Source organism: Nocardiopsis sp. LDBS0036 (genome assembly GCF_041228755.1).
Classification (GTDB): domain Bacteria; phylum Actinomycetota; class Actinomycetes; order Streptosporangiales; family Streptosporangiaceae; genus Nocardiopsis; species Nocardiopsis dassonvillei.
This window is the reverse complement of record NZ_CP141103.1, coordinates 5,396,620-5,414,653: the sequence shown is the minus strand read 5'-3', so window position 1 is coordinate 5,414,653 and position 18,034 is coordinate 5,396,620. Positions and strand designations below refer to the sequence as shown.

At 75.3% G+C, this 18,034-nt stretch carries 16 protein-coding genes and 1 tRNA gene; 7 read left to right on the top strand and 10 right to left on the bottom strand.

Annotation, left to right across the window (positions count from 1 at the left end):
• The first annotated feature begins 35 nt into the window (after window positions 1–35).
• A tRNA-Arg gene (locus UIS43_RS23155) sits at window positions 36–107 on the top strand.
• A 256-nt stretch (window positions 108–363) separates the two neighbouring features.
• Here UIS43_RS23155 and UIS43_RS23150 read toward each other — a convergent pair.
• Complete coding sequence (locus UIS43_RS23150) at window positions 364–1,065, bottom strand: exonuclease domain-containing protein (RefSeq protein WP_071621335.1); 702 nt, start codon at window positions 1,063–1,065, stop codon at window positions 364–366.
• 229 nt (window positions 1,066–1,294) lie between these two features.
• On the opposite strand from UIS43_RS23150, the gene UIS43_RS23145 reads away from it, so the two are divergent.
• Entirely contained in the window at window positions 1,295–1,810 is a 516-nt protein-coding gene (locus tag UIS43_RS23145; protein ID WP_370011694.1) for an LURP-one-related/scramblase family protein, read from the top strand.
• A gap of 40 nt (window positions 1,811–1,850) precedes the next feature.
• On the opposite strand, the gene UIS43_RS23140 is transcribed toward UIS43_RS23145, so the two are convergent.
• The 4 genes from UIS43_RS23140 to UIS43_RS23125 all read right to left on the bottom strand — a co-directional run bounded on the left by UIS43_RS23140 (window position 1,851) and on the right by UIS43_RS23125 (window position 5,665).
• A complete protein-coding gene (locus UIS43_RS23140) occupies window positions 1,851–2,609 on the bottom strand; it encodes an ABC transporter permease (protein WP_013151367.1) in 759 nt (252 codons plus the stop codon).
• Window positions 2,606–3,331, bottom strand: coding sequence for an ABC transporter ATP-binding protein (locus UIS43_RS23135; RefSeq protein WP_041552197.1), 726 nt, complete (start codon window positions 3,329–3,331; stop codon window positions 2,606–2,608). The genes UIS43_RS23140 and UIS43_RS23135 overlap by 4 nt, the downstream gene beginning before the upstream one ends.
• Before the next feature lie 122 nt (window positions 3,332–3,453).
• Entirely contained in the window at window positions 3,454–4,128 is a 675-nt protein-coding gene (locus tag UIS43_RS23130; protein WP_071621332.1) for a response regulator transcription factor, read from the bottom strand.
• A gap of 334 nt (window positions 4,129–4,462) precedes the next feature.
• Window positions 4,463–5,665: a sensor histidine kinase gene (locus tag UIS43_RS23125; RefSeq protein WP_013151365.1), complete on the bottom strand. Its 1,203-nt coding sequence runs from the start codon at window positions 5,663–5,665 to the stop codon at window positions 4,463–4,465.
• Between the two features lie 190 nt (window positions 5,666–5,855).
• On the opposite strand from UIS43_RS23125, the gene UIS43_RS23120 reads away from it, so the two are divergent.
• Window positions 5,856–7,073: a histidine kinase gene (locus tag UIS43_RS23120; protein ID WP_370011691.1), complete on the top strand. Its 1,218-nt coding sequence runs from the start codon at window positions 5,856–5,858 to the stop codon at window positions 7,071–7,073.
• Window positions 7,061–7,705, top strand: a complete 645-nt coding sequence (locus UIS43_RS23115; protein ID WP_013151363.1) for a response regulator transcription factor — start codon at window positions 7,061–7,063, stop codon at window positions 7,703–7,705. The genes UIS43_RS23120 and UIS43_RS23115 overlap by 13 nt, the downstream gene beginning before the upstream one ends.
• 45 nt (window positions 7,706–7,750) lie before the next feature.
• On the opposite strand, the gene UIS43_RS23110 is transcribed toward UIS43_RS23115, so the two are convergent.
• The 4 genes from UIS43_RS23110 to UIS43_RS23095 all read right to left on the bottom strand — a co-directional run bounded on the left by UIS43_RS23110 (window position 7,751) and on the right by UIS43_RS23095 (window position 11,923).
• Window positions 7,751–8,638: a bile acid:sodium symporter family protein gene (locus UIS43_RS23110; RefSeq protein ID WP_071621331.1), complete on the bottom strand. Its 888-nt coding sequence runs from the start codon at window positions 8,636–8,638 to the stop codon at window positions 7,751–7,753.
• 380 nt (window positions 8,639–9,018) lie between these two features.
• Window positions 9,019–9,573 carry an ATP-binding protein gene (locus UIS43_RS23105; protein WP_013151361.1) on the bottom strand — a complete coding sequence of 185 codons (555 nt, stop codon included), beginning with the start codon at window positions 9,571–9,573 and terminating at the stop codon, window positions 9,019–9,021.
• A 215-nt stretch (window positions 9,574–9,788) separates the two neighbouring features.
• Window positions 9,789–11,324: a glycerol-3-phosphate dehydrogenase/oxidase gene (locus tag UIS43_RS23100; protein ID WP_370011687.1), complete on the bottom strand. Its 1,536-nt coding sequence runs from the start codon at window positions 11,322–11,324 to the stop codon at window positions 9,789–9,791.
• Window positions 11,321–11,923 (bottom strand): TetR/AcrR family transcriptional regulator, encoded by a 603-nt coding sequence (locus tag UIS43_RS23095; RefSeq protein ID WP_013151359.1) that lies wholly within the window; start codon window positions 11,921–11,923, stop codon window positions 11,321–11,323. Before UIS43_RS23095 ends, UIS43_RS23100 begins: the two co-directional genes overlap by 4 nt.
• A gap of 17 nt (window positions 11,924–11,940) precedes the next feature.
• Here UIS43_RS23095 and UIS43_RS23090 point away from each other — a divergent pair, with 17 nt between their 5' ends.
• A complete protein-coding gene (locus tag UIS43_RS23090; protein WP_197724864.1) occupies window positions 11,941–13,551 on the top strand; it encodes an FAD-binding oxidoreductase in 1,611 nt (536 codons plus the stop codon).
• Between the two features lie 51 nt (window positions 13,552–13,602).
• On the opposite strand, the gene UIS43_RS23085 is transcribed toward UIS43_RS23090, so the two are convergent.
• Window positions 13,603–14,568 carry a hypothetical protein gene (locus tag UIS43_RS23085; protein ID WP_358171017.1) on the bottom strand — a complete coding sequence of 322 codons (966 nt, stop codon included), beginning with the start codon at window positions 14,566–14,568 and terminating at the stop codon, window positions 13,603–13,605.
• Window positions 14,569–14,796: 228 nt separating this feature from the next.
• Here UIS43_RS23085 and UIS43_RS23080 point away from each other — a divergent pair, with 228 nt between their 5' ends.
• Window positions 14,797–17,349 (top strand): ATP-binding protein, encoded by a 2,553-nt coding sequence (locus UIS43_RS23080; protein ID WP_358455891.1) that lies wholly within the window; start codon window positions 14,797–14,799, stop codon window positions 17,347–17,349.
• On the top strand, window positions 17,330–18,025 hold the full coding sequence (locus UIS43_RS23075) for a response regulator (protein WP_013151355.1): 696 nt from the start codon (window positions 17,330–17,332) through the stop codon (window positions 18,023–18,025). The genes UIS43_RS23080 and UIS43_RS23075 overlap by 20 nt, the downstream gene beginning before the upstream one ends.
• The last annotated feature ends 9 nt before the right edge of the window (window positions 18,026–18,034 follow it).

Sequence of the window (18,034 nt, the reverse complement as noted above, 5' to 3'; positions counted from 1 at the left end):
CGGCGCGCCCCTGCTACAGTTGTTCACGCAAGCCAGCCCCCTTAGCTCAGGGGATAGAGCAACGGCCTCCGGAGCCGTGTGCGCAGGTTCGAATCCTGCAGGGGGCACACAGGACGAACCAGCGGATTCACCCCGCTGACCAGCCAGAACGACGCCGACCGCCACGGTCGGCGTTTTTCGTTCCACGGCACCCGACACCACGTTTCCTGGACTTCCCCGGACACACGGTGGACGGGGCACGCGGCGGGCAGGACGTGTGACGCCACGCGGGGCGGTGGCACCGGGAACTCCCGGTGCCACCGCCCCGCGTGTTGGGGCCGCCCGTGGTCGTCCGGCCGCCCCGGAGCGGCGGGCGGTGCCCGGTCAGGCGGGACCGGGCAGCGGCCAGGAGCCGTCCACGACCGCCTCGGGGTCCCTGCGCCGCAGGTAGTCCTGGAAGCTCGCGGCCTGTTCGGCCTTCCAGACCGCCTGTGCGGCGTGCAGGTCGTCGATGTCCATGGCCGCCAGTTCGGGGTGTGCGGCGGCGAGCTTCCAGGCCAGCCGGGCGGCGGCGAGCGCGTCCGCGGCGGCCCCGTGCGCCTGTTCGGCGTCCAGGCGCACGCCGTGGTGGGCGCACACGTCGACCAGTTTGCGCGAGCCGCGCCGGAAGGTGTCGAAGCGCTTGTCGATCACCAGCGGGTCCAGGACGCGCAGCGTCCCGTCGAAGCGCGCCCCGGCGTCGTGGCGCCGGAGTTCGGCGGAGAGCAGGCCCAGGTCGTAGGGGGCGTTGTAGACCACCACCGGCACTCCGTCCGCGGCGGCCTTCTCCAGGGCGGCGCCGATCTCGGGCACCGCCTCGGCGGCGGGGCGGCCGTGCTCGCGGGCGTGCTCGGTGGTGATGTGGTGGATGTCGGTGGCTTCCTGGGGGATGTCGATCCCGGGGTCGATGAGCCAGGTGGTGACCTCCTTGGTGCGGGCCGCGGGGTCGATGCGCCACAGGGCGGCGGTGACGATCCGGTCGTTGGCCAGGTCCAGGCCGGTGGACTCGGTGTCGAACGCGGCCATGGGCCGGGTGTGCCAGGTCATGGGGACCTTTCCGGGTCGGGATGTGCCCATAGGTACCCGCTCCGGCGCGTGTTGTGCCGGAGCGGGCGGACTTTCGCGGGCACGATCCCGTCCGGCGGCGGTGCCGGCGCGGGGCCGCGTCGAGCGGTCCCCCGTCCTGCGCGTGCCCGCACGGCCCTGCCCGGGAGGCGTTGTCCACAGGCGCGGACGGCCTCTGGTGCGGCGGGCGCGCGTGCCCTAACTTCGAGGCATGAAGTTCCTGGTACGCGAACGCGTTTTCGACATCGGTGACGACTACTGGGTGACCGACGAGGCGGGTGAGAAGGTCTTCCTCGTGGACGGCAAGGCGCTGCGGCTGCGCACGACCTTCGAGCTCAAGGACACCGGCGACACCGTCCTCGCCGTCATCCGCAAGAAGCTGTTCAGACTGCGCGACCAGATGAGGGTCGAGCGGGAGGGCGGCGCCACCGCCACCGTGCGCAAGCGCCTGGTCAACCCGCTGCGCGACAAGCTCGTGGTGGAGGTGGAGGGCGCGCCGGACTGGGAGGTGACCGGGGACTTCCTCGGCAAGGAGTACGTGATCAGCGACGAGCACGGCACCGTCGCGCACGTGTCCCGCAAGTGGTTCCGCGTCCTGGACACCTACGCGGTGGACGTGAACACCCACCGCACCGACCTCGCCGGGGACCCCGCCCTGGTGATCAGCGTGGCGGTGGCCGTGGACACCCTCACCCGCGACGAGGACGAGGAGGGGCCGGGGGACTGAGCCGGGGCACGCGCGGCGGCGCCCCGGCCCCTCCCCCGGGTCAGGCGTCGCGCCGGCGGAACAGCCACACCGCCGCCGCCCACACCAGCACCACCCAGGCCGCCATGACCGCGCCGCCCTGGAGGGCGGACAGGTCGGTCCGGTTGGGTCCTCCGAGCAGGAACATCTGGACCCCCGCGCGGTCGGGCAGGTAGTCGGCCGCGTCGGTGAGCATCGAGAGGAAGAAGGACAGCGCCAGCACCGTGCTGATCAGCACGGTCAGCGGCACGATCGCGTTGCGCGCGACGACGGTCAGCCCGGCCGCGAGCAGGGCCAGCAGGACCCAGTACAGGACGGCGCCCGCCAGGGCGCCCGGCACCGGGCCGCCGACGACGTCCGCCAGCGGGTAGCCGTGCTCCCCCAGCCCGAACTGGGTGGCGGCGAAGGCGGCGGTCACGGTCACCGCCGCGACGGGCAGTGCGGCCAGGACCACCGCCGTCGCCTTCGCGAGGAGGAGTCGGGGCCGGTCGGGCACCGCCAGCAGCGAGGTGCGCAGTTGTCCGCCGGTGTACTCGCCGCTGACCGCGAGCACGCCCAGCACCACCATTCCGGCCTGCCCGTACATGATCGCGTCGAAGCCGCTCTGTTCGGGGACGACCTCGCGCACCAGCATCCCGGGGTCGTTCTCCAGGGCCCGGCCGACCGACCAACCCGACAGCCAGGCCAGCCCGACCGTCAGGAGCGGGGTCGCCAGGCAGGTGATCCAGACCGAGACGAGAGTGCGCAACTTGTCCGCCTCGGCGCGCAGGACGCCGTTCACCGCTGGCCCCCGGTCCACTCCTCGTGGCCCCGGCCGACGAGGGCGAAGAAGGCCTCCTCCAGTGAGTCGTGTCCGGCGGTCAGCTCCGCGGGTCCGCCCTCGGCGACCAGCCGTCCCCTGTCGATGACCACCAGGTGGTCGGCGATCCTGGCCACCTCTCCCATGAGGTGGCTGGAGAGCAGGACGGTGCGCCCGCGGTCGGCGAGCCCGCGGGTGAACCCGCGAATCCACCGGATGCCCTCGGGGTCGAGCCCGTTGACCGGTTCGTCCAGCACGAGCACCTCCGGGTCGCCGAGCAGGGCCGCGGCCAGGTTGAGCCGCTGTCCCATGCCCAGCGAGAACGTGCGCACCCGCGAGCGGGCGGCGTGCGCCAGGCCGACCCACTCCAGAACCTCCTCCGCCCGGGAGGCGGGCAGACCGTTGGCCCGGGCGATCCACCCCAGGTGGGCGCGGGCCGTACGGGAAGGGTGGGCGCCGCCGACGTCGAGCTGGGCGCCGACGGTGGCTGCGGGTCTGCGCAGCGAGGTGTAGGGCACCCCGTTCACCAGGGCGCGGCCCCCGTCGGGCCGTTCCAGCCCGAGCAGTGTCCGCAGCGTGGTGGACTTTCCTGCCCCGTTGGGCCCCAGAAATCCGGTGACCTGGCCGGGGCGGGCGGTGAAGGTGAGCCCGTCCACCGCCGTGTGGGCGCCGAAGCGCCTGGTGAGTCCGCGTATCTCGATCATGGCGACCATCGTGGGGCCCGGGGGCGGACCGGCGCGTCGGCCCGGAGTGGACAGTCGCACCGTCAACCCCGGGGGACGTCCGAGGCGGGCGCACGTGTTACCGGTGGGGCCGGGCGGCCGGGTCAGTCGCGGCGTGCGGCCCGGACCAGGCCGGTCTCGTAGGCGAAGACCACCAGTTGCGCGCGGTCGCGGGCGTCGAGTTTGGTGAGCAGGCGGCTCACGTAGGTCTTGACGGTGGCGCGGCTCAGGACGAGGCGGTCGGCGATCTCGGCGTTGGACAGCCCCCCGCCGACCAGGGCGGCGACCTCGCGCTCGCGCGGGGTCAGCGGGACGTCGGCCCACCCGTCCGACTCGGGTTGCCTGGACCGGACCACCTCGGCGATCAGGCGGCCGGTGACCTCGGGGGCCAGGAGCGCCTGGCCGTCGGCGACCACGCGGACGGCGCGCAGCAGCTCCTCGGGGGCGGTGTTCTTGAGCAGGAACCCGCTGGCCCCGGCGCGCAGCGCCCCGTACACGTACTCGTCGAGGTCGAACATGGTCAGGACGACCACGCGGGTAGCGGTGGTCCGCGCGCAGATTTGGCGGGTGGCGGCCAGCCCGTCGAGTCCGGGCATGCGCACGTCCATGAGGACGAGGTCGGGCCGGGTGCGCACGACCAGGTCGACCGCCTCGTGCCCGGTGCGCGCCTCGCCGACCACGGTGAGGCCGGGGTCACTGTCCATGAGCATGCGCAGCGAACCGCGCAGCAGGTCCTGGTCGTCGGCGACCACGATCCGCACCGGCGCCGCCTCACCCATGTCTGTCCCCCTGCCCTCGGACGGATACCGGGGCGCGTCGCCGCGGCGGCGCGCGGGCCCCGGGACACAGTCTGGCGGACTCCGCTCGCGGGTGGGTTCCCGTGTTCCGCCGCCTGTCGGCGCACGGGTGTCACCCGACGCTCAGACACTGTCCAGCACACAAATGTCACCCGGCACCCAAGGAGTCATAGTCACACGTAACTCCTTCGGTACACAGGTTCCGCGAAGCGCACGGGCACCGTCCGGCACACGGGCGCGCCGCGCGTTCCCGGTGGACGGGCCTTGGAACGCGGCTCGCCGTGTGCGACGGGGCGCTGGCAGTCGCCGCACGGCCTCACCCGGGCCCGGGTCCGAAGGGGATGTGCGCGCGGAGGCGGTGACCGCCGCCGGGGAGGGGCCCGGCGGAGAGGGTGCCGCCGTGCGCGGCGACACGCTCCGCCATCCCGGCCAGGCCGGTTCCGCTGCCCGGTACGGGAACGCGGCCGGGCGCGGGCCCGGTGTCGATGACCTCCACCTCCACGGCGGCGGCGCCGCCCAGGACGGTGACCTCGCAGGCGGAGCCGGGCGCGTGCCGGATGGCGTTGGTGAGCGCCTCCTGGACCACGCGGTGGACGCTGTCCGCCACGGCCGGGGGCAGCGCCCCGGCCCCTTCCGTCCGCAGGCGGCAGGTGATCCCCGTGCTCTCCGCGGTGGCGACGAGGGCCTCCAGGTCGGCCGGTCCCGGCCGCGGTCCCAGGGGCGCGTCGTGGTCGCCGCGCAGGGACACCAGAACCCTGCGGAGCTCGTCCGAGGCCTGGCGGCTGGCGGCCTCGATGTCGGCCAGGGCCGCCCGCAGGTCCTCGGCGTCCCCTCCCGTGTAGCGGGCCACCCCGGCGCGCATGCCGACCGCGCCCAGGGTGTGGGACACCACGTCGTGCACCTCGCGGGCCACCCGCAGCCGCTCCCGGACCCGGGCCTCGCGCGCCACCGCGGCGACCGCGCGCGCCTCCTGGACGCTGCGTTCCCGGACCGAGCGGCCCAGCAGCCAGGACAGGCCGAGGAGCACCGAGCCGACGCCGAGGTCGCGGAGCACTCCGTCCAGGGCCGCGCCGTTGGTTCCGAAGGCCACGATAGCCAGGACGCCCGCCAGCAGATACAACCCGTGCCGCGGCCGGGTGGGGCCGCGTTCGGCGGTCAGCGCGAGCGGGTACAGCGCCCACGCGGCGGCGGCCAGGGGCATCTGGCCCCATCCCGCGACGGTGGCCGCCAGACCGGCGGCGAGCACCGCGCCGAAGGAGGCGGCGGGCCATCTCCAGCGCAGCACGATCCCGGCCGCGACGACGGCGCACAGGACCGGGCGCACCCAGTCCAGCGGCTGGGCGCCCAGGGTGTGCGGGTCGGGCAGGCCTCCGGAGAGCAGCAGGTGGAGGAGGGCCACGGCGGTGTCCACCGCGAACCTGCGGCGCGTGGGACCGGGCCGGGCGTCCAACGCCGTCCAGTGTCGGGACGGCGCGGGGGCGGACGCACCGGTCGGCGGGGGGTCGGTCGCTGTGGTCACCGGTCGGGCTCCGTTCCGGAGGCGGGTGGGGGTTCCCCGTCCACGATGGCAGTGTCCGGCGGGTCCGTCGACGCGCTCGCGCGGTCGGCGGCGGCCGCGGGGCGGAGAGGGTGGCTGGCTGTAGTGCCCGGGGTGTCCGCGATGGGCCAGACTGTCGTTGGTCGACGGGCGAGAGGAAGGGACGGCGGGCATGGGTGCGGTCTGGAGGCAGGCGCTGCGGGCCAGCACGTACCTGCTGGTGGTTCTGGGTTCGGGTCTGGTGACGCTGGCGATGCTGCCGCTGACCCTGGCCGTGGCGCTGACCATCCCGATCGGGGGCCTGGGATTCGTGCTGCTCCCGCGCTGGGTGGGGCTGCTGGGCCGGTGGGCCTCCTGGCACCAGGGGTGGGCCTCCCGTTTCCTGGGCGTGCCGGTCCCGCGCGTGGGCGGGCGGGAGGCGTCCGGTTTCCGGGAGCTGTGGGGTCGGCCGTCCACCCGCCGCGTCCTGCTGTGGCTGCCCGTGTTCGCGCCCGCCAGCATCGTGCTGGGGCTCGTGGGGCTGCTGGCCCTCGCGATGCCGCTGAGTGCGCCGCAGTACCTGTTCTGGTGGGCGGTCCCGGGGGAGGAGCCGTTGCAGCTCCTGTGGCTCCCGGTGCTGGACTGGGGCACCGCTCTGGTCACCGGGGCCGCCTACGCGGTGATCGGGTGCGCGCTGGGCCTGGGCGCGGCCGTCCCTGCGGCCCGGGCCCACGCCCGCATGACCCTGGCGCTGCTGGCCCCCACCGAGGCGGAGCTGCTGGCGGCCCGGGTGGACGAGCTGAGCCGCACGCGCGCCGACGTGGTGGACGCGCACGGCGCGGAGCTGCGCCGGATCGAGCGCGACCTGCACGACGGCACCCAGGCGCGGCTGGTGGCGATCGCGATGCAGCTGGGTGTGGCGAGGGAGGCTGTGGAGAACCCGGCCGTGGCCGCGCTGCTCCGAAACGCCCACGAGGGCGCCGAGGAGGCGATGGCCGAGCTGCGCGAGGTGATCCAGGGCATCTACCCGCCGATCCTGGCCGACCGGGGACTGTCCGGGGCGCTGACCGCGCTGGCCGCCCGCACCACCGTTCCCACCCGCCTGGACGTGGGTGAGCTGGGCGCGCTCCCGGTGGCGGTGGAGACCGCGGCCTACTTCGTGGTCACCGAGTCGGTCACCAACGCGGTCAAGCACAGCGGGGCCGAGGAGATCTCCGTGCGCCTGGGACGGGAGGACGGCGTGCTGCGGGTGACGGTGCGCGACGACGGCTCGGGCGGGGTGGACGAGGAGCGCGGCAGCGGCGTGCGGGGACTGCGCCGCCGGGTGGCCGCCCTGGACGGTACGGTACGCGTGGACAGCCCGGCGGGCGGGCCGACCGTGATCGACGTGGAGATGCCGTGCGGATCGTGATCGCCGAGGACAACGTGCTGCTGTCGGCGGGGCTGGAGCTGCTGCTCTCCACCAGGGGCTTCGAGGTGGCCGAGGTGGCCGCGGACGCGGCGGCCTTCGCCGACGCCGTGGACCGCCACCGGCCCGACCTGGCCATCGTGGACGTGCGGCTGCCGCCGAACTTCCGTGACGAGGGCATCCACGCGGCGATCGGTGCCCGCCGCAGGCACGAGGCGCTGCCGGTGCTGGTGCTCTCGCAGTACGTGGAGAGGGACTACGCCGGGGAGCTGCTGGCCGACGGCCGCGGCGGGGTGGGCTACCTGCTCAAGGACCGGGTGGGCCGGGTCAGCGAGTTCGTGGACGCGCTGCGGCGGGTGGCCGGGGGCGGCACGGTGATGGACCCGGCGGTGGTGCAGCAGCTGCTGGCCCGCCGGGTCCGCGACCCCCTGGAGTCGCTCACCCGCCGCGAGAACGAGGTCCTGGCGCTGATGGCGGAGGGGCTCGACAACGGGGAGATCGCCGAACGGATCGTGGTCACCGAGAACGCGGTGCACAAGCACGTCGGCAACATCTTCGCGAAGCTGGGGCTGTCGCCCTCCGACAGCGGGCACCGCCGGGTGCGCGCGGTGCTCGCCTACCTCGACAGCAGGTGAGCGGCCCCGGCCGGATCAGGCGGGCCGGCCCCCGGCGGGGGCGGGTCAGCGGCCGGACGCCGGGGCCTCCTCACGGGTTCCCCCGCGGGTGACCAGCAGGCCGGTGGCGGCCGCGGTGAAGAACATCAGCACGCCGTACACCGCGGACGGAACGGCCATCTCGGTGCTGCCGAGCAGGGCCGGGCTGAGCGCGATGGCCAGGGACAGCGTGGTGTTGTGCAGGCCGATCTCCATGCAGGAGGCGATCGCCTCGGGGCGGCCGGTGCCCAGGACCCGCGGCGCCCAGTAGCCGATGGTGAGGCTGGCGATGTTGAACAGCAGCACCATCAGCCCAACGGAGACGATGTAGTCGCCGATGCTGTCGAGTTCCTGGTAGAGCGCGACGGCGATGACGCCGAACAACACAGCGACGGAGGCGATCTTGACCGGCCTCTCCATGCGCCGGGCGAAGGCGTCCGCCCTCGCCCTGACGAGCATGCCGACGGCGACGGGGACCAGGATGACCGCGAACACCTGGAGGACCTTGCCGACCTGGAGGCCGAGGGTGTCGCCGTCGCCCATGAAGCGGGCGATGGCCAGGTTGGTGATCAGCGGCAGGGTCACCATGGCGGTGAGGGAGTTGAGCGCCGTCAGGGAGATGTTGAGCGCGACGTTGCCGCGGAACAGGTAGCTGTACAGGCTGGCGGTGGTGCCGCCGGGCGAGGCGGCGAGCAGCATCATGCCCACCGCCAGGGCGGGCGGCGGGTCGAAGAGCAGGACGAGGGCGAGGCAGACCAGGGGCAGGACGAGGATCTGGCAGCCCAGAATGAGCGCGACCGTGCCGGGCATGCTGGTCAGTCGGACGAAGTCCCCGACGGTCAGGCTCAGGCCGAGGCCGAGCATGATGACGGCGAGTGCCGCCGGGAGCGCGATCGTGGCGATGGTGGAATCCATGGGCGGACACCTCGGGGCGGGCCGCGCGGGGGGCGCGATGGGGCGGTCGGGGGGAGTGGCAGACCGGCGCGGACCGCGGAGGTGAGGGCGTCGGCCCGGGGCGCCGCGTGCGGTGTTACGGGGCCCGCGGGCCCGTGCGGACCGGGGATCGCGCCGTCCCGTGATCCGCGCCACATGTGGCTACTGGTCGGTATGCTGACACGCCCGCGCCCGGGTGGCAAGAGCGCACGCCCGGCCCGCCGGGGCCGGGTGGCCGCGGGCGCGTCCGCGCGGCGGGGACCGGACGCGTCCGGAACGCGCACGCGCCTCCCGCGTCTGCCCTCCCCCGGAAGGATCAGTCGCTCATGCGCCCCGCCCGGGCCTCCCCGCCCTCGGAGGGCTCAGGCGGCGGGCCAGGAGCTGCCGGTGAGGTCGTAGGCCAGGTGGAACCACACCTTGCGGATGCTGGGGTGGCCGTTGTCGCCCCAGGCGGTGGCGAAGCTGTCGACCAGGGCCAGGCCCCGGCCGTTCTCCGCGGTGAGCCGGTCGCCCTCCAGCGGTCCGGCGCTCAGCGGGCGGTCCTCTCCCGGCTGGGAGCGCGTGGGCCTGCCGTTGTCCCGGCAGACCAGAGTGAGCCCGTTGGGCGCCCGGGTCACCCGCAGCACGAAGGTCTGGCCCTCCTCGCCGGAGCGGCTGTGCCGGATGGCGTTGGTGGCCAGCTCGGTCCCCAGCAGCGAGAAGACGTAGCGGTAGTCGCTGTCCCGGGCGGCCGCGCAGGTGTCCAGGAAGGCGCGGGCCAGCGGCACGCTGGCGGGCTCGCCGGGGAACTCCCAGTGGCGTTTGGTGAAGGGGACCGGCGGCCGTCCGCTGAAGTAGTGCCGGTACTCGTCCGGTACACCCGTGAGGACGGTGTCCTCGGCCTTGGCCAGAGCCGGCACGGAGACGAGCGTGGGCATGGGAGGACTCCTTCGGCGGGGCGGTTCAGTGGGCAGGCGAACCGGGGGAAGGGGGCGGCTGCGGGAGCGTCCTGGAACCGCCTTCGGGGGAGGGGCGGCGGGAACGGCTACGACCTTACGCGATCAGAACCCTGTGGGACAGGGGATGCGGGTGTGGTGAGTCCCCGAAATCCCGCGCGTTTTCCAGCCCGTCTCCCCCCGGCCCGTCCCGCCGTTCAGTCCACGGCCCCGAGCGCCTCCTCGGCGGCGGCCTCGGCCGCGGAGCGCTCGGCGGGGACGAGCCCGACCCGGGTGCGGCGGTCCAGCAGGTCAGCGGCGTCCATGGCTCCCTCGTGGCGCACCCCGAAGCGGAGTTCGGCCCCGGTGACCCCGCGGACGAGGGGAGCGAGCAGCTCCGGGTCGGCGTCGGCCTCGGCCAGCACGGCGACCGCCTCGGTGCCGTACCTGGCCACCAGGCGGCGCGGGGCGGCCACGGCGTCGAGCTCCTCGCGCGGGGCCGCGCCGACCAGGGGCAGCGCGCGGGTCCGGCAGGGGCCCGCGGACAGCCCGCGGGAGCGCACGGCGGTGTCGACGGCCTGCTCGGCCATGGCGCGGTAGGTGGTGAGCTTGCCGCCGACCACGGTGACGGTGCCGTTCGGGGCGACCGTGACGGCGTGCTCGCGGGACAGGTCGGCGCTGTCCCCGACCCCGTGCACCAGCGGGCGCAGCCCGGCGAAGGCGCCCAGGACGTCGGAGCGCTCCAGGCGGGTCTCCAGGGCCCGGTTGAACTGGTCCAGCAGGAAGTCCACGTCGCTGTCGGGCACCTCGGGCACGTCCGGCACGGTGCCGTCCACGGGCTCGTCGGTGAGCCCGGCCAGGATCCGGCCGTCCGGCTGGGGCAGGGCGAACACGAAGCGGCTGGCGCTGCCGTCGACCGGCACGGTGAGCGCGGCCCGGGGGCGGCCCAGGGCGGCGCCGTCGAGTACCAGGTGGCTGCCCCGGCTGGGGCTCAACCGCACGTGGGGGTCGAGCCGGTCGGCGTGGACCCCGGTGGCGTTGACGATCGCGCGCGGGCGCACGGGGACGATCCGGCCGGTCACCCCGTCGCGCAGCACGGCGCCGTCGGCGGCAAGGCTCTCGGCCGAGCAGCGGGTGAGGATCCGGGCGCCCTCGCGGGCGGCGGTGCGGGCCAGGGCCACCACGAGGCGGGCGTCGTCCACGAGCTGGCCGTCGAAGGACACGACACCGCCGAGGAGCCCCCGCCGCGCGACGCCCGGGAGCAGGCGCAGGGTCTGGCGCGGACCGACCACGCGGGGCCGGGGCAGCACGCCGCCGGGCGTCCCGGCCATGATCCGCAGCAGGTCGCCCGCCCCCGCCCCGGCGCGGACGAACAGGGCGCGCGCGAGTCCGCTCCCCCGGTGGACGGGGACGACCATGGGCAGGGGCCGCACCAGGTGCGGCGCGGTGACCCGCATGAGGACGTCGCGCTCGCGGGCGCTCTCGTAGGCGATGGCGACCTGTCCCCCGGCCAGGTAGCGCAGGCCGCCGTGGACCAGCTTGGAGCTCCAGCGGCTGGTGCCGAAGGCCAGGTCGTGGCGTTCGGCCAAGGCGGTGGACAGGCCGCGCGCGGCGGCGTCGAGCGCGACTCCGGCGCCCGTCACTCCCCCGCCGACGACCAGGAGGTCGATCCGCGGGTCGTGCTCCAGCGCGGCGAGGTCGGCCGCGCGCCGGGCGGTGTTGAGGGAGGAGGAGGCGGGGACCGCGAGGCTCATGGGCTCTCCTGGTTCGGGGGGCGGAGGTAGCCGTCCAGGAGGGCGGCGAGCTCGTCGACGAGGCCGGACTCGTCGGTGACGTCGGCGAACAGGCGGCGGGAGGTGACCGTGCCCTGGACCGTGACCAGTACGAGGCGGGCCAGCACCGCGGGGTCGCCCGCGCGCACCGACCCGTCGCGCTGGCCCTCGGCCACGACCGGTTCCACCAGTTCGAGGGCCGCCCGGTGGCTGGTGCCCAGCCGCTGGAAGGTGTAGGTGGCCAGGAGTTCGGGCTCGGTGTCCACGATCCGGACGAACAGCGGGTGGGCGAGCAGCGCGCGGGCGACCCCGGCCGCGTGCCGGACCAGCCGGGCGCGCACGTCCTCCCCGGCGGGCCCGCCGGGGCCGTCGCCCTGGTCGGCGAGGATCCGCCGCAGCTCCCGGGTGAGCAGGTCGGCCACGAGCGCGGTCGCGTCGGGCCAGCGCCGGTACACGGTGGGTCGGCTGACCCCGGCGCGGCGCGCCACGTCGGTCAGGGTGGTGCGGCGCACCCCGAAGGCCTCGACGCAGGCGCGGGCCGCGTCCAGGATGCGGTCTTCAACGTTACGTATTGACGCCATATGTAAAACTGTAGAGCATGACTGACGACACTTCCTCGGAGGCGGCGCCCGAGATGAGCTGGTTCGGATGGGGCGACCCCGCCCGGGCGCGCGCGCTGGACCCCGGCCTGCGCGACCTGGTCTCCCAGGTGCTGCGGGCCCCTCTGGCGGACCTGCCCCCCGTCCCCGAGGAGCGGGTGGAGCTGCCCCCCTCCCGGCTGGACGAGCGGCTGCGCGGACTGCTCGCCGGTGTGGTCGGGCCCGGCCACGTGGACGACGGGGACGCCGCCCGGCTGCGCCACAGCGGCGGCAAGAGCACCCCCGACCTGCTGCTGCGCCGCGCGGGCAGGGCCGACCCCGCGCCGGACGCCGTCCTGTACCCCGCCGACCACGACCAGGTCCGGCGCGTCCTGGAGGTGTGCTCGGCCGAGCGCGTGGCCGTGGTGCCCTTCGGCGGCGGCACCAGCGTGGTGGGCGGGGTCGCGCCCCTGCGCGGCGGTCTGCGCGCCGTGGTCTGCCTGGACCTGCGCCGCCTGGACCGGCTGGTGTCGGTGGACACCGCCTCGATGACCGCCGTCCTGGGCGCGGGCGTGCGCACCCCGCGCGCCGAGGCGCTGCTGGCCGAGCACGGGTGCACGCTCGGGCACCTGCCGCAGAGCTACGAGTACGCGAGCCTCGGCGGCTACGCGGCCACCCGCTCCAGCGGGCAGGCCTCCTCCGGGTACGGCCGCTTCGAGGACATGGTGGTCTCGCTGCGCGCGGCCACCCCGCGCGGCACCCTGGACACGGGCGGACCGCCCGCCTCGGCGGCCGGTCCGGACCTGGGCCGCCTGCTGCTGGGCTCGGAGGGGACGCTGGGCGTGATCACCGAGGTGGGCCTGCGGATCCGCCGCCGCCCCGAGCGCGTGCTGGACGAGGCGTGGTCCTTCCCCGACTTCGCGGCGGGCGTGGACGCGCTGCGGACCCTGGCCCAGTCCGGGATCCGGCCGACCATGGCGCGGGTCCTGGACGAGGCGGAGACCTTCGTGGGAGCGGCCGTGGGAGGGCGCGAGTCCGCGCCCGGCTGCCAGGCGGTCCTGGGCTTCGAGGGCACCGGCGCCGAGGTGGAGGTCCGCGCGGCCGCCGCGCGGGAGGCCATGGCCGGGGCGGGCGGCACCCCGCTGGGCCCCGGGCCGGTGGCGCACTGGCGCGGCAACCGGTTCTCCGCGCCCTACCTGCGCGACTCCCTGCTGTCGGCCGGGGTGCTGGCCGAGACCCTGGAGACCGCGGCCCCCTGGAGCGGCCTGCTCCCGCTGTACGCGGCGGTCTCCGGCGCGCTCACCGGGGCGCTGGAGGACGGGGAGGGCGGCGCCGTGGTGATGTGCCACGTGTCGCACACCTACCCCACGGGCGCCTCGCTGTACTTCACGGTGGTGACGGCGGCCGGGGCCGCGCCGCTGGAGCGCTGGGGCCGGGCCAAGCGGGCCGCCTCGGAGGCGATCGCCGCCAACGGCGGGACGATCACCCACCACCACGCGGTGGGGACCGACCACCTGCCGTGGATGGCCGCGGAGATCGGCCCCCTGGGCGGGGAGGTGCTGCGCGCGGTCAAGGCCGCGCTGGACCCGGAGGGGGTCCTGAACCCGGGCAAGCTCATCCCCGCCCCGTAGGGCGGCGTCCGGCCGGGCCCCGGGGGCGGCCGTCCGCCCCCCGGGAGGACCTCAGGCCCGCTCCCCCTCTCGGGAGAGCTGGCGCTCCACCCGTCCGGCGAAGTCGGCGAGGAAGTCCAGGGCCTCGGCCTCGCCGACGCCGTCGCCTCCGCCGACGGTGTAGGAGACCGTCACACCGACGTTGACGGTGACGAAGACCGCCGAGCCGTAGGCGTCGCCGTCGGTGTGCCCGTCGCCCTCGAAGAGCACCGCGTACCCGGTGTCGCCCGCGGACACGGGGCGCCAGTCCAGGAGCACCGCCGTCTGGTCCTGCTCCTCCTCGTGGTGCCCCAGCTCGCGGTCGCGGAGCTGGTCCTCGAGCTCCCCGTGGAACCTCTCGACGGCCTCCCCGCCGTCCTCGTACTCGAAGAGGGAGGCGGTGACGTGCAGGGGAAAGCCGTCGACGTTCCCGACACTGCAGTTGAGGTAGCCGAGCACGCCCGCCTCGGCCAGGTACGCCGTCCCGTCGTCCTCGACGGTGGTGTACTCGCCCTCGGCGCGGGGGCTCTCGGTGCCGGGTACGGAGTCCACCACCTCGGCGGGCAGCAGCCGTCCGCAGTCGGGAAGTCCCGCGTAGGGGCGGCCGTCGGCGATGTTCCACACCACGACGCCCAGGGAGGCCGCCAGCAGGACGGCCGCGGCGGCGCCGCCGACGACCAGGCCCCTGCGGGGGCGCCGGCGCGGACCGGGCTGTGCCGGGTGGCCGGCAACGGGCGGCAGCGGCGGCGTGCCCCCGTGCGCGCCGTACCCGGGCTGGGCGGGCGGGACGCGGGGGTGGCCGGGCCCGTGGGGCGGCCGGCCGCCCGGCGGCTGCCCCGGCTGTCCGGGGAAGCCCCCGGCGGGCTCCGGGCCGGGGTGCGGCCGCCCGGGGGAGCCCGGCTGGGGCCGTGGTCCCGGATGGGGCTGTCCCGGCCGTCCGGGGAAGGGCTCCCCGCCGGGGGGACCGGGGAACGAACCGTCGTCGGGGGGATAGGTCATCGGCTCCGCGGCGTCGCCCCGTCCGGCGGGCGGACGCCGGCCTCCTCACCAATGCTCGTCGGCCGCGCGCGGCGGCCGGGCACCGCCCGCCGCGCGAGGAGCGCCCGGGCGTGTGCGTCGGTATGTCCCCCCAGTATCGCCAACCGGGGCCGCCGCGTCATGCCCGTGGCCGCGACCGGCCCGCGCCGCGGCCCGAACCGTCCGCGGCGGCCCTTCCCTGCCCCGACAATGGATCCCGTGGCACGAGGAAAGCTCCGCATCTACCTGGGATCGGCCCCCGGCGTCGGCACCACGCACAACGCCCTGGCCGAGGCCCGCAGCCGGGCCGAGCGCGGCACCGACGTCGTGGTCGCCGCCGCCCACACCCACCGCCGGGCACGGACCTCCGCGCTCCTGGAGGGGCTGGAGCGGGTCCCGCCGCTGCCGTCCGGTTCCGTGGACACCGCGGCCGTGATCGCGCGCGCTCCGGGGACGGCGCTGGTCGACGACCTCGCCCGCGCCAACCCGCCCGGCTCGCCCAACGCCACCCGCTGGCAGGACGTGGAGGAGCTGCTGGAGGCCGGCGTGGACGTGCTGTCCACCGTGGGCATCCACCACCTGGAGTCCCTCAACGACGTGGTCCACCAGATCACCGGCGTGCGCCCCCGGCAGACCGTCCCCGACCACGTGGTGCGCCGCGCCGCGGAGGTCGAACTCGTGGACGTCACCCCCCAGGAGCTGCGCCGCAGGATGGCGCGCGGCGACATCCACCCGGCCGAGAGCGTGGACGCGGCCCTGGCCGACTACTACCGGGAGGGCAACCTGGCGGCGCTGCGCGAGCTGGCGCTGCTGTGGACCGCCGACCGTGTGGAGGAGAGCCTGGCCCGCTACCGCGGCGAGCACGAGATCCGGCGGACCTGGGAGGCCCGGGAGCGGGTCGTGGTGGCGCTCACCGGCGGCCCCGAGGGGGAGACGCTGATCCGGCGGGCCGCCCGCGTGGCCGCACGCTCGCGGGGCGGGCACCCCCAGCCCAGCCACCTGCTGGCGGTGCACGTGGTGCCGCCCAACGGCATGGCGCAGGCGCCCACAGACGACCTGCTGCGGCAGCGCAGGCTGCTCGTGGAGCTGGGCGGCACCTACCACCAGGTGGTCGGCAACGACGTGCCGACCGGGCTGCTGGAGTTCGCGCGGGGCGTCCAGGCCACCCAGATCGTGCTGGGGTCCTCGCGCCGCCGCACCTGGCAGTACGTGTTCGGCCCCGGGGTCGGGGCGATCGTGGCGCGCGACTCCGGGGACATCGACGTGCACATCGTCACCCACGAGCGGGTGGGCAGCGGCCGGTGGCCGCTGCCGCCGCCCGGCCGGGGACTGGGCGAGCACCGCCGGGTGACCGGCTGGTCGCTGGCGCTGCTGGCGCCCACCCTGCTGTCGCTGGTGATGGCGCTGCCCCTGTTCGAGGACGTGGGCGCCGCCTCGGACGCGATGCTCCTGCTGCTGGCCACCGTGGCCACCGCGGCGGTGGGCGGCCTGCGCCCCGCCCTGGTGTCGGCGCTGTGGAGCGCGGTGCTGCTCACCGTGCTGCTGTCCCCGCTGCACGGTCGGCCCTCGGTATCGCTGGACAACATACTGGCGCTGACCGCGTTCGCCCTGGTGGGGGCGCTGGTGGCGATCGTGGTGGAGATGGCGGCGCGCCGGTCGGCGCAGGCCGCGCGCGCCCGGGCCGAGGCCGACGCGGTGACGCTGCTGGCCAGCAGCGTCCTGGCGGGCAAGGAGCCCCTCCAGGCCCTGCTGCGGCGGATCCGGGAGACCTTCGGGCAGCGGTCGGCGACCCTGCTGGAGCGGCTGGACGACGAGCGCTGGCGCGCGGCTCACAGCGTGGGCGCCCCGGCGTGCGAGTCCCCCGAGGAGGCCGACGTCCTGGTCTCGATCTCCGACAACCTGGCGCTGGCGCTGCGCGGCCGGGTGCTGCCCGCCGCCGACCGGGGCGTGCTGCGGGCCTTCGCCGCGCACATCGGCATCGCCCTGGAGCACCAGAGGCTGGAGTGGGACGCGGCCGAGGCGCGCGGCCAGGTGGCGGGCAACCGCATCCGCACGGCTCTGCTGGCCGCGGTCTCGCACGACCTGCGCACCCCGCTGACCTCGATCAAGGCGAGCCTGTCGAGCCTGCGCGCCACCGACATCACCCTCACCGAGGAGGACCGCGAGGACCTGCTGGAGACGGTGGAGGAGTCCACCGACCGGCTCAACCGGCTGATCGACAACCTGCTGGACATGAGCCGGGTGCACACCGACAACGTGCGCCCCAAACTCCGCGCGGTGGGACTGGAGGAGGTCGTGCCCGTCACCCTGCTGGGCCTGCCGCACGAGGCGGTCGTGGTGGACGTGCCCGACCGCCTGCCCCGCGTCCGCGCCGACGCCGGGCTGCTGGAGCGGGCGGTGGCCAACGTGGTCTCCAACGCGGTCCGGTACAACCCGGACCCGCGCCTGCCGGTGCTGGTCTCGGCGAGCGCGCACGGCGACAGCGTGCAGCTGCGCGTGGTGGACCGCGGGCCGGGGGTCTCAGACGAGGGCAAACAGCGCATGTTCGAGGCCTTCCAGCGCCTGGGCGACGCCCCCCAGGGCACGGGGGTGGGTCTGGGTCTGGCGGTCGCGCGTGGTTTCGTTGAGGCGATGCACGGCAGGCTCGACCCCGAGGACACGCCCGGCGGCGGTCTGACCATGGTGTTCACGCTCCGTGCTGTGGAGAAGAGCGAGACGGACACCGGAGACGGGGAGGGGACCGATGCGGGTCCTGGTCGTTGACGACGACATGCAGATCATTCGGGCCATGCGGATCAACCTGAGGGCGCGCGGGCACGACGTGGACACCGCGGCCGACGGGGCGTCCGCTCTGCGGCTGGCCGCGGACAACCACCCCGACGTGGTCCTGCTCGACCTGGGGCTGCCCGACATGGAGGGCATGGAGGTCATACAGCGGCTGCGCGGGTGGTCTCAGGTGCCGATCATCGTGCTGTCGGCGCGGCACTCGGCCGGGGAGAAGGTGCGCTGCCTGGACTCGGGCGCCGACGACTACGTCACCAAGCCGTTCGGGATGGACGAGCTGCTGGCGCGCATGCGCGCGGCGGAACGGCGGTCGGTGCGCGTGGACGAGGCCCCGGTGGTGCGCACGCCCTCCTTCACCGTGGACCTGGGCGCCAAGCGGGTGCTGCGGGAGGGCGAGGAGGTCCGGCTCACCCCGACGGAGTGGCACATCCTGGAGATCCTGGCCCGGCACGCGGGCCAGCTGGTCAGCCAGCGCCAGCTGCTGCACGACGTGTGGGGCCCGGCCTACCAGAGCGAGACCAACTACCTGCGGGTGTACATGGCGCAGTTGCGCCGCAAGCTGGAGCCCGACCCGGCGTGCCCGCGCTACCTGATCACGGAGGCGGGCCGGGGCTACCGCTTCGAGAGGGCGGGCTCGGCCCAGCCCGGGGACTGAACCCGTCGG

Bases quoted from the DNA above. Each gene is read 5' to 3' on its own strand.
- UIS43_RS23150 (WP_071621335.1), bottom strand. From the start codon at position 1,065: ATGACCTGGCACACCCGGCCCATGGCCGCGTTCGACACCGAGTCCACC.
- UIS43_RS23145 (WP_370011694.1), top strand. From the start codon at position 1,295: ATGAAGTTCCTGGTACGCGAACGCGTTTTCGACATCGGTGACGACTAC.
- UIS43_RS23135 (WP_041552197.1), bottom strand. From the start codon at position 3,331: ATGATCGAGATACGCGGACTCACCAGGCGCTTCGGCGCCCACACGGCG.
- UIS43_RS23130 (WP_071621332.1), bottom strand. From the start codon at position 4,128: ATGGGTGAGGCGGCGCCGGTGCGGATCGTGGTCGCCGACGACCAGGAC.
- UIS43_RS23120 (WP_370011691.1), top strand. From the start codon at position 5,856: ATGGGTGCGGTCTGGAGGCAGGCGCTGCGGGCCAGCACGTACCTGCTG.
- UIS43_RS23110 (WP_071621331.1), bottom strand. From the start codon at position 8,638: ATGGATTCCACCATCGCCACGATCGCGCTCCCGGCGGCACTCGCCGTC.
- UIS43_RS23105 (WP_013151361.1), bottom strand. From the start codon at position 9,573: ATGCCCACGCTCGTCTCCGTGCCGGCTCTGGCCAAGGCCGAGGACACC.
- UIS43_RS23100 (WP_370011687.1), bottom strand. From the start codon at position 11,324: ATGAGCCTCGCGGTCCCCGCCTCCTCCTCCCTCAACACCGCCCGGCGC.
- UIS43_RS23095 (WP_013151359.1), bottom strand. From the start codon at position 11,923: ATGGCGTCAATACGTAACGTTGAAGACCGCATCCTGGACGCGGCCCGC.
- UIS43_RS23090 (WP_197724864.1), top strand. From the start codon at position 11,941: ATGACTGACGACACTTCCTCGGAGGCGGCGCCCGAGATGAGCTGGTTC.
- UIS43_RS23085 (WP_358171017.1), bottom strand. From the start codon at position 14,568: ATGACCTATCCCCCCGACGACGGTTCGTTCCCCGGTCCCCCCGGCGGG.
- UIS43_RS23080 (WP_358455891.1), top strand. From the start codon at position 14,797: ATGGATCCCGTGGCACGAGGAAAGCTCCGCATCTACCTGGGATCGGCC.
- UIS43_RS23075 (WP_013151355.1), top strand. From the start codon at position 17,330: ATGCGGGTCCTGGTCGTTGACGACGACATGCAGATCATTCGGGCCATG.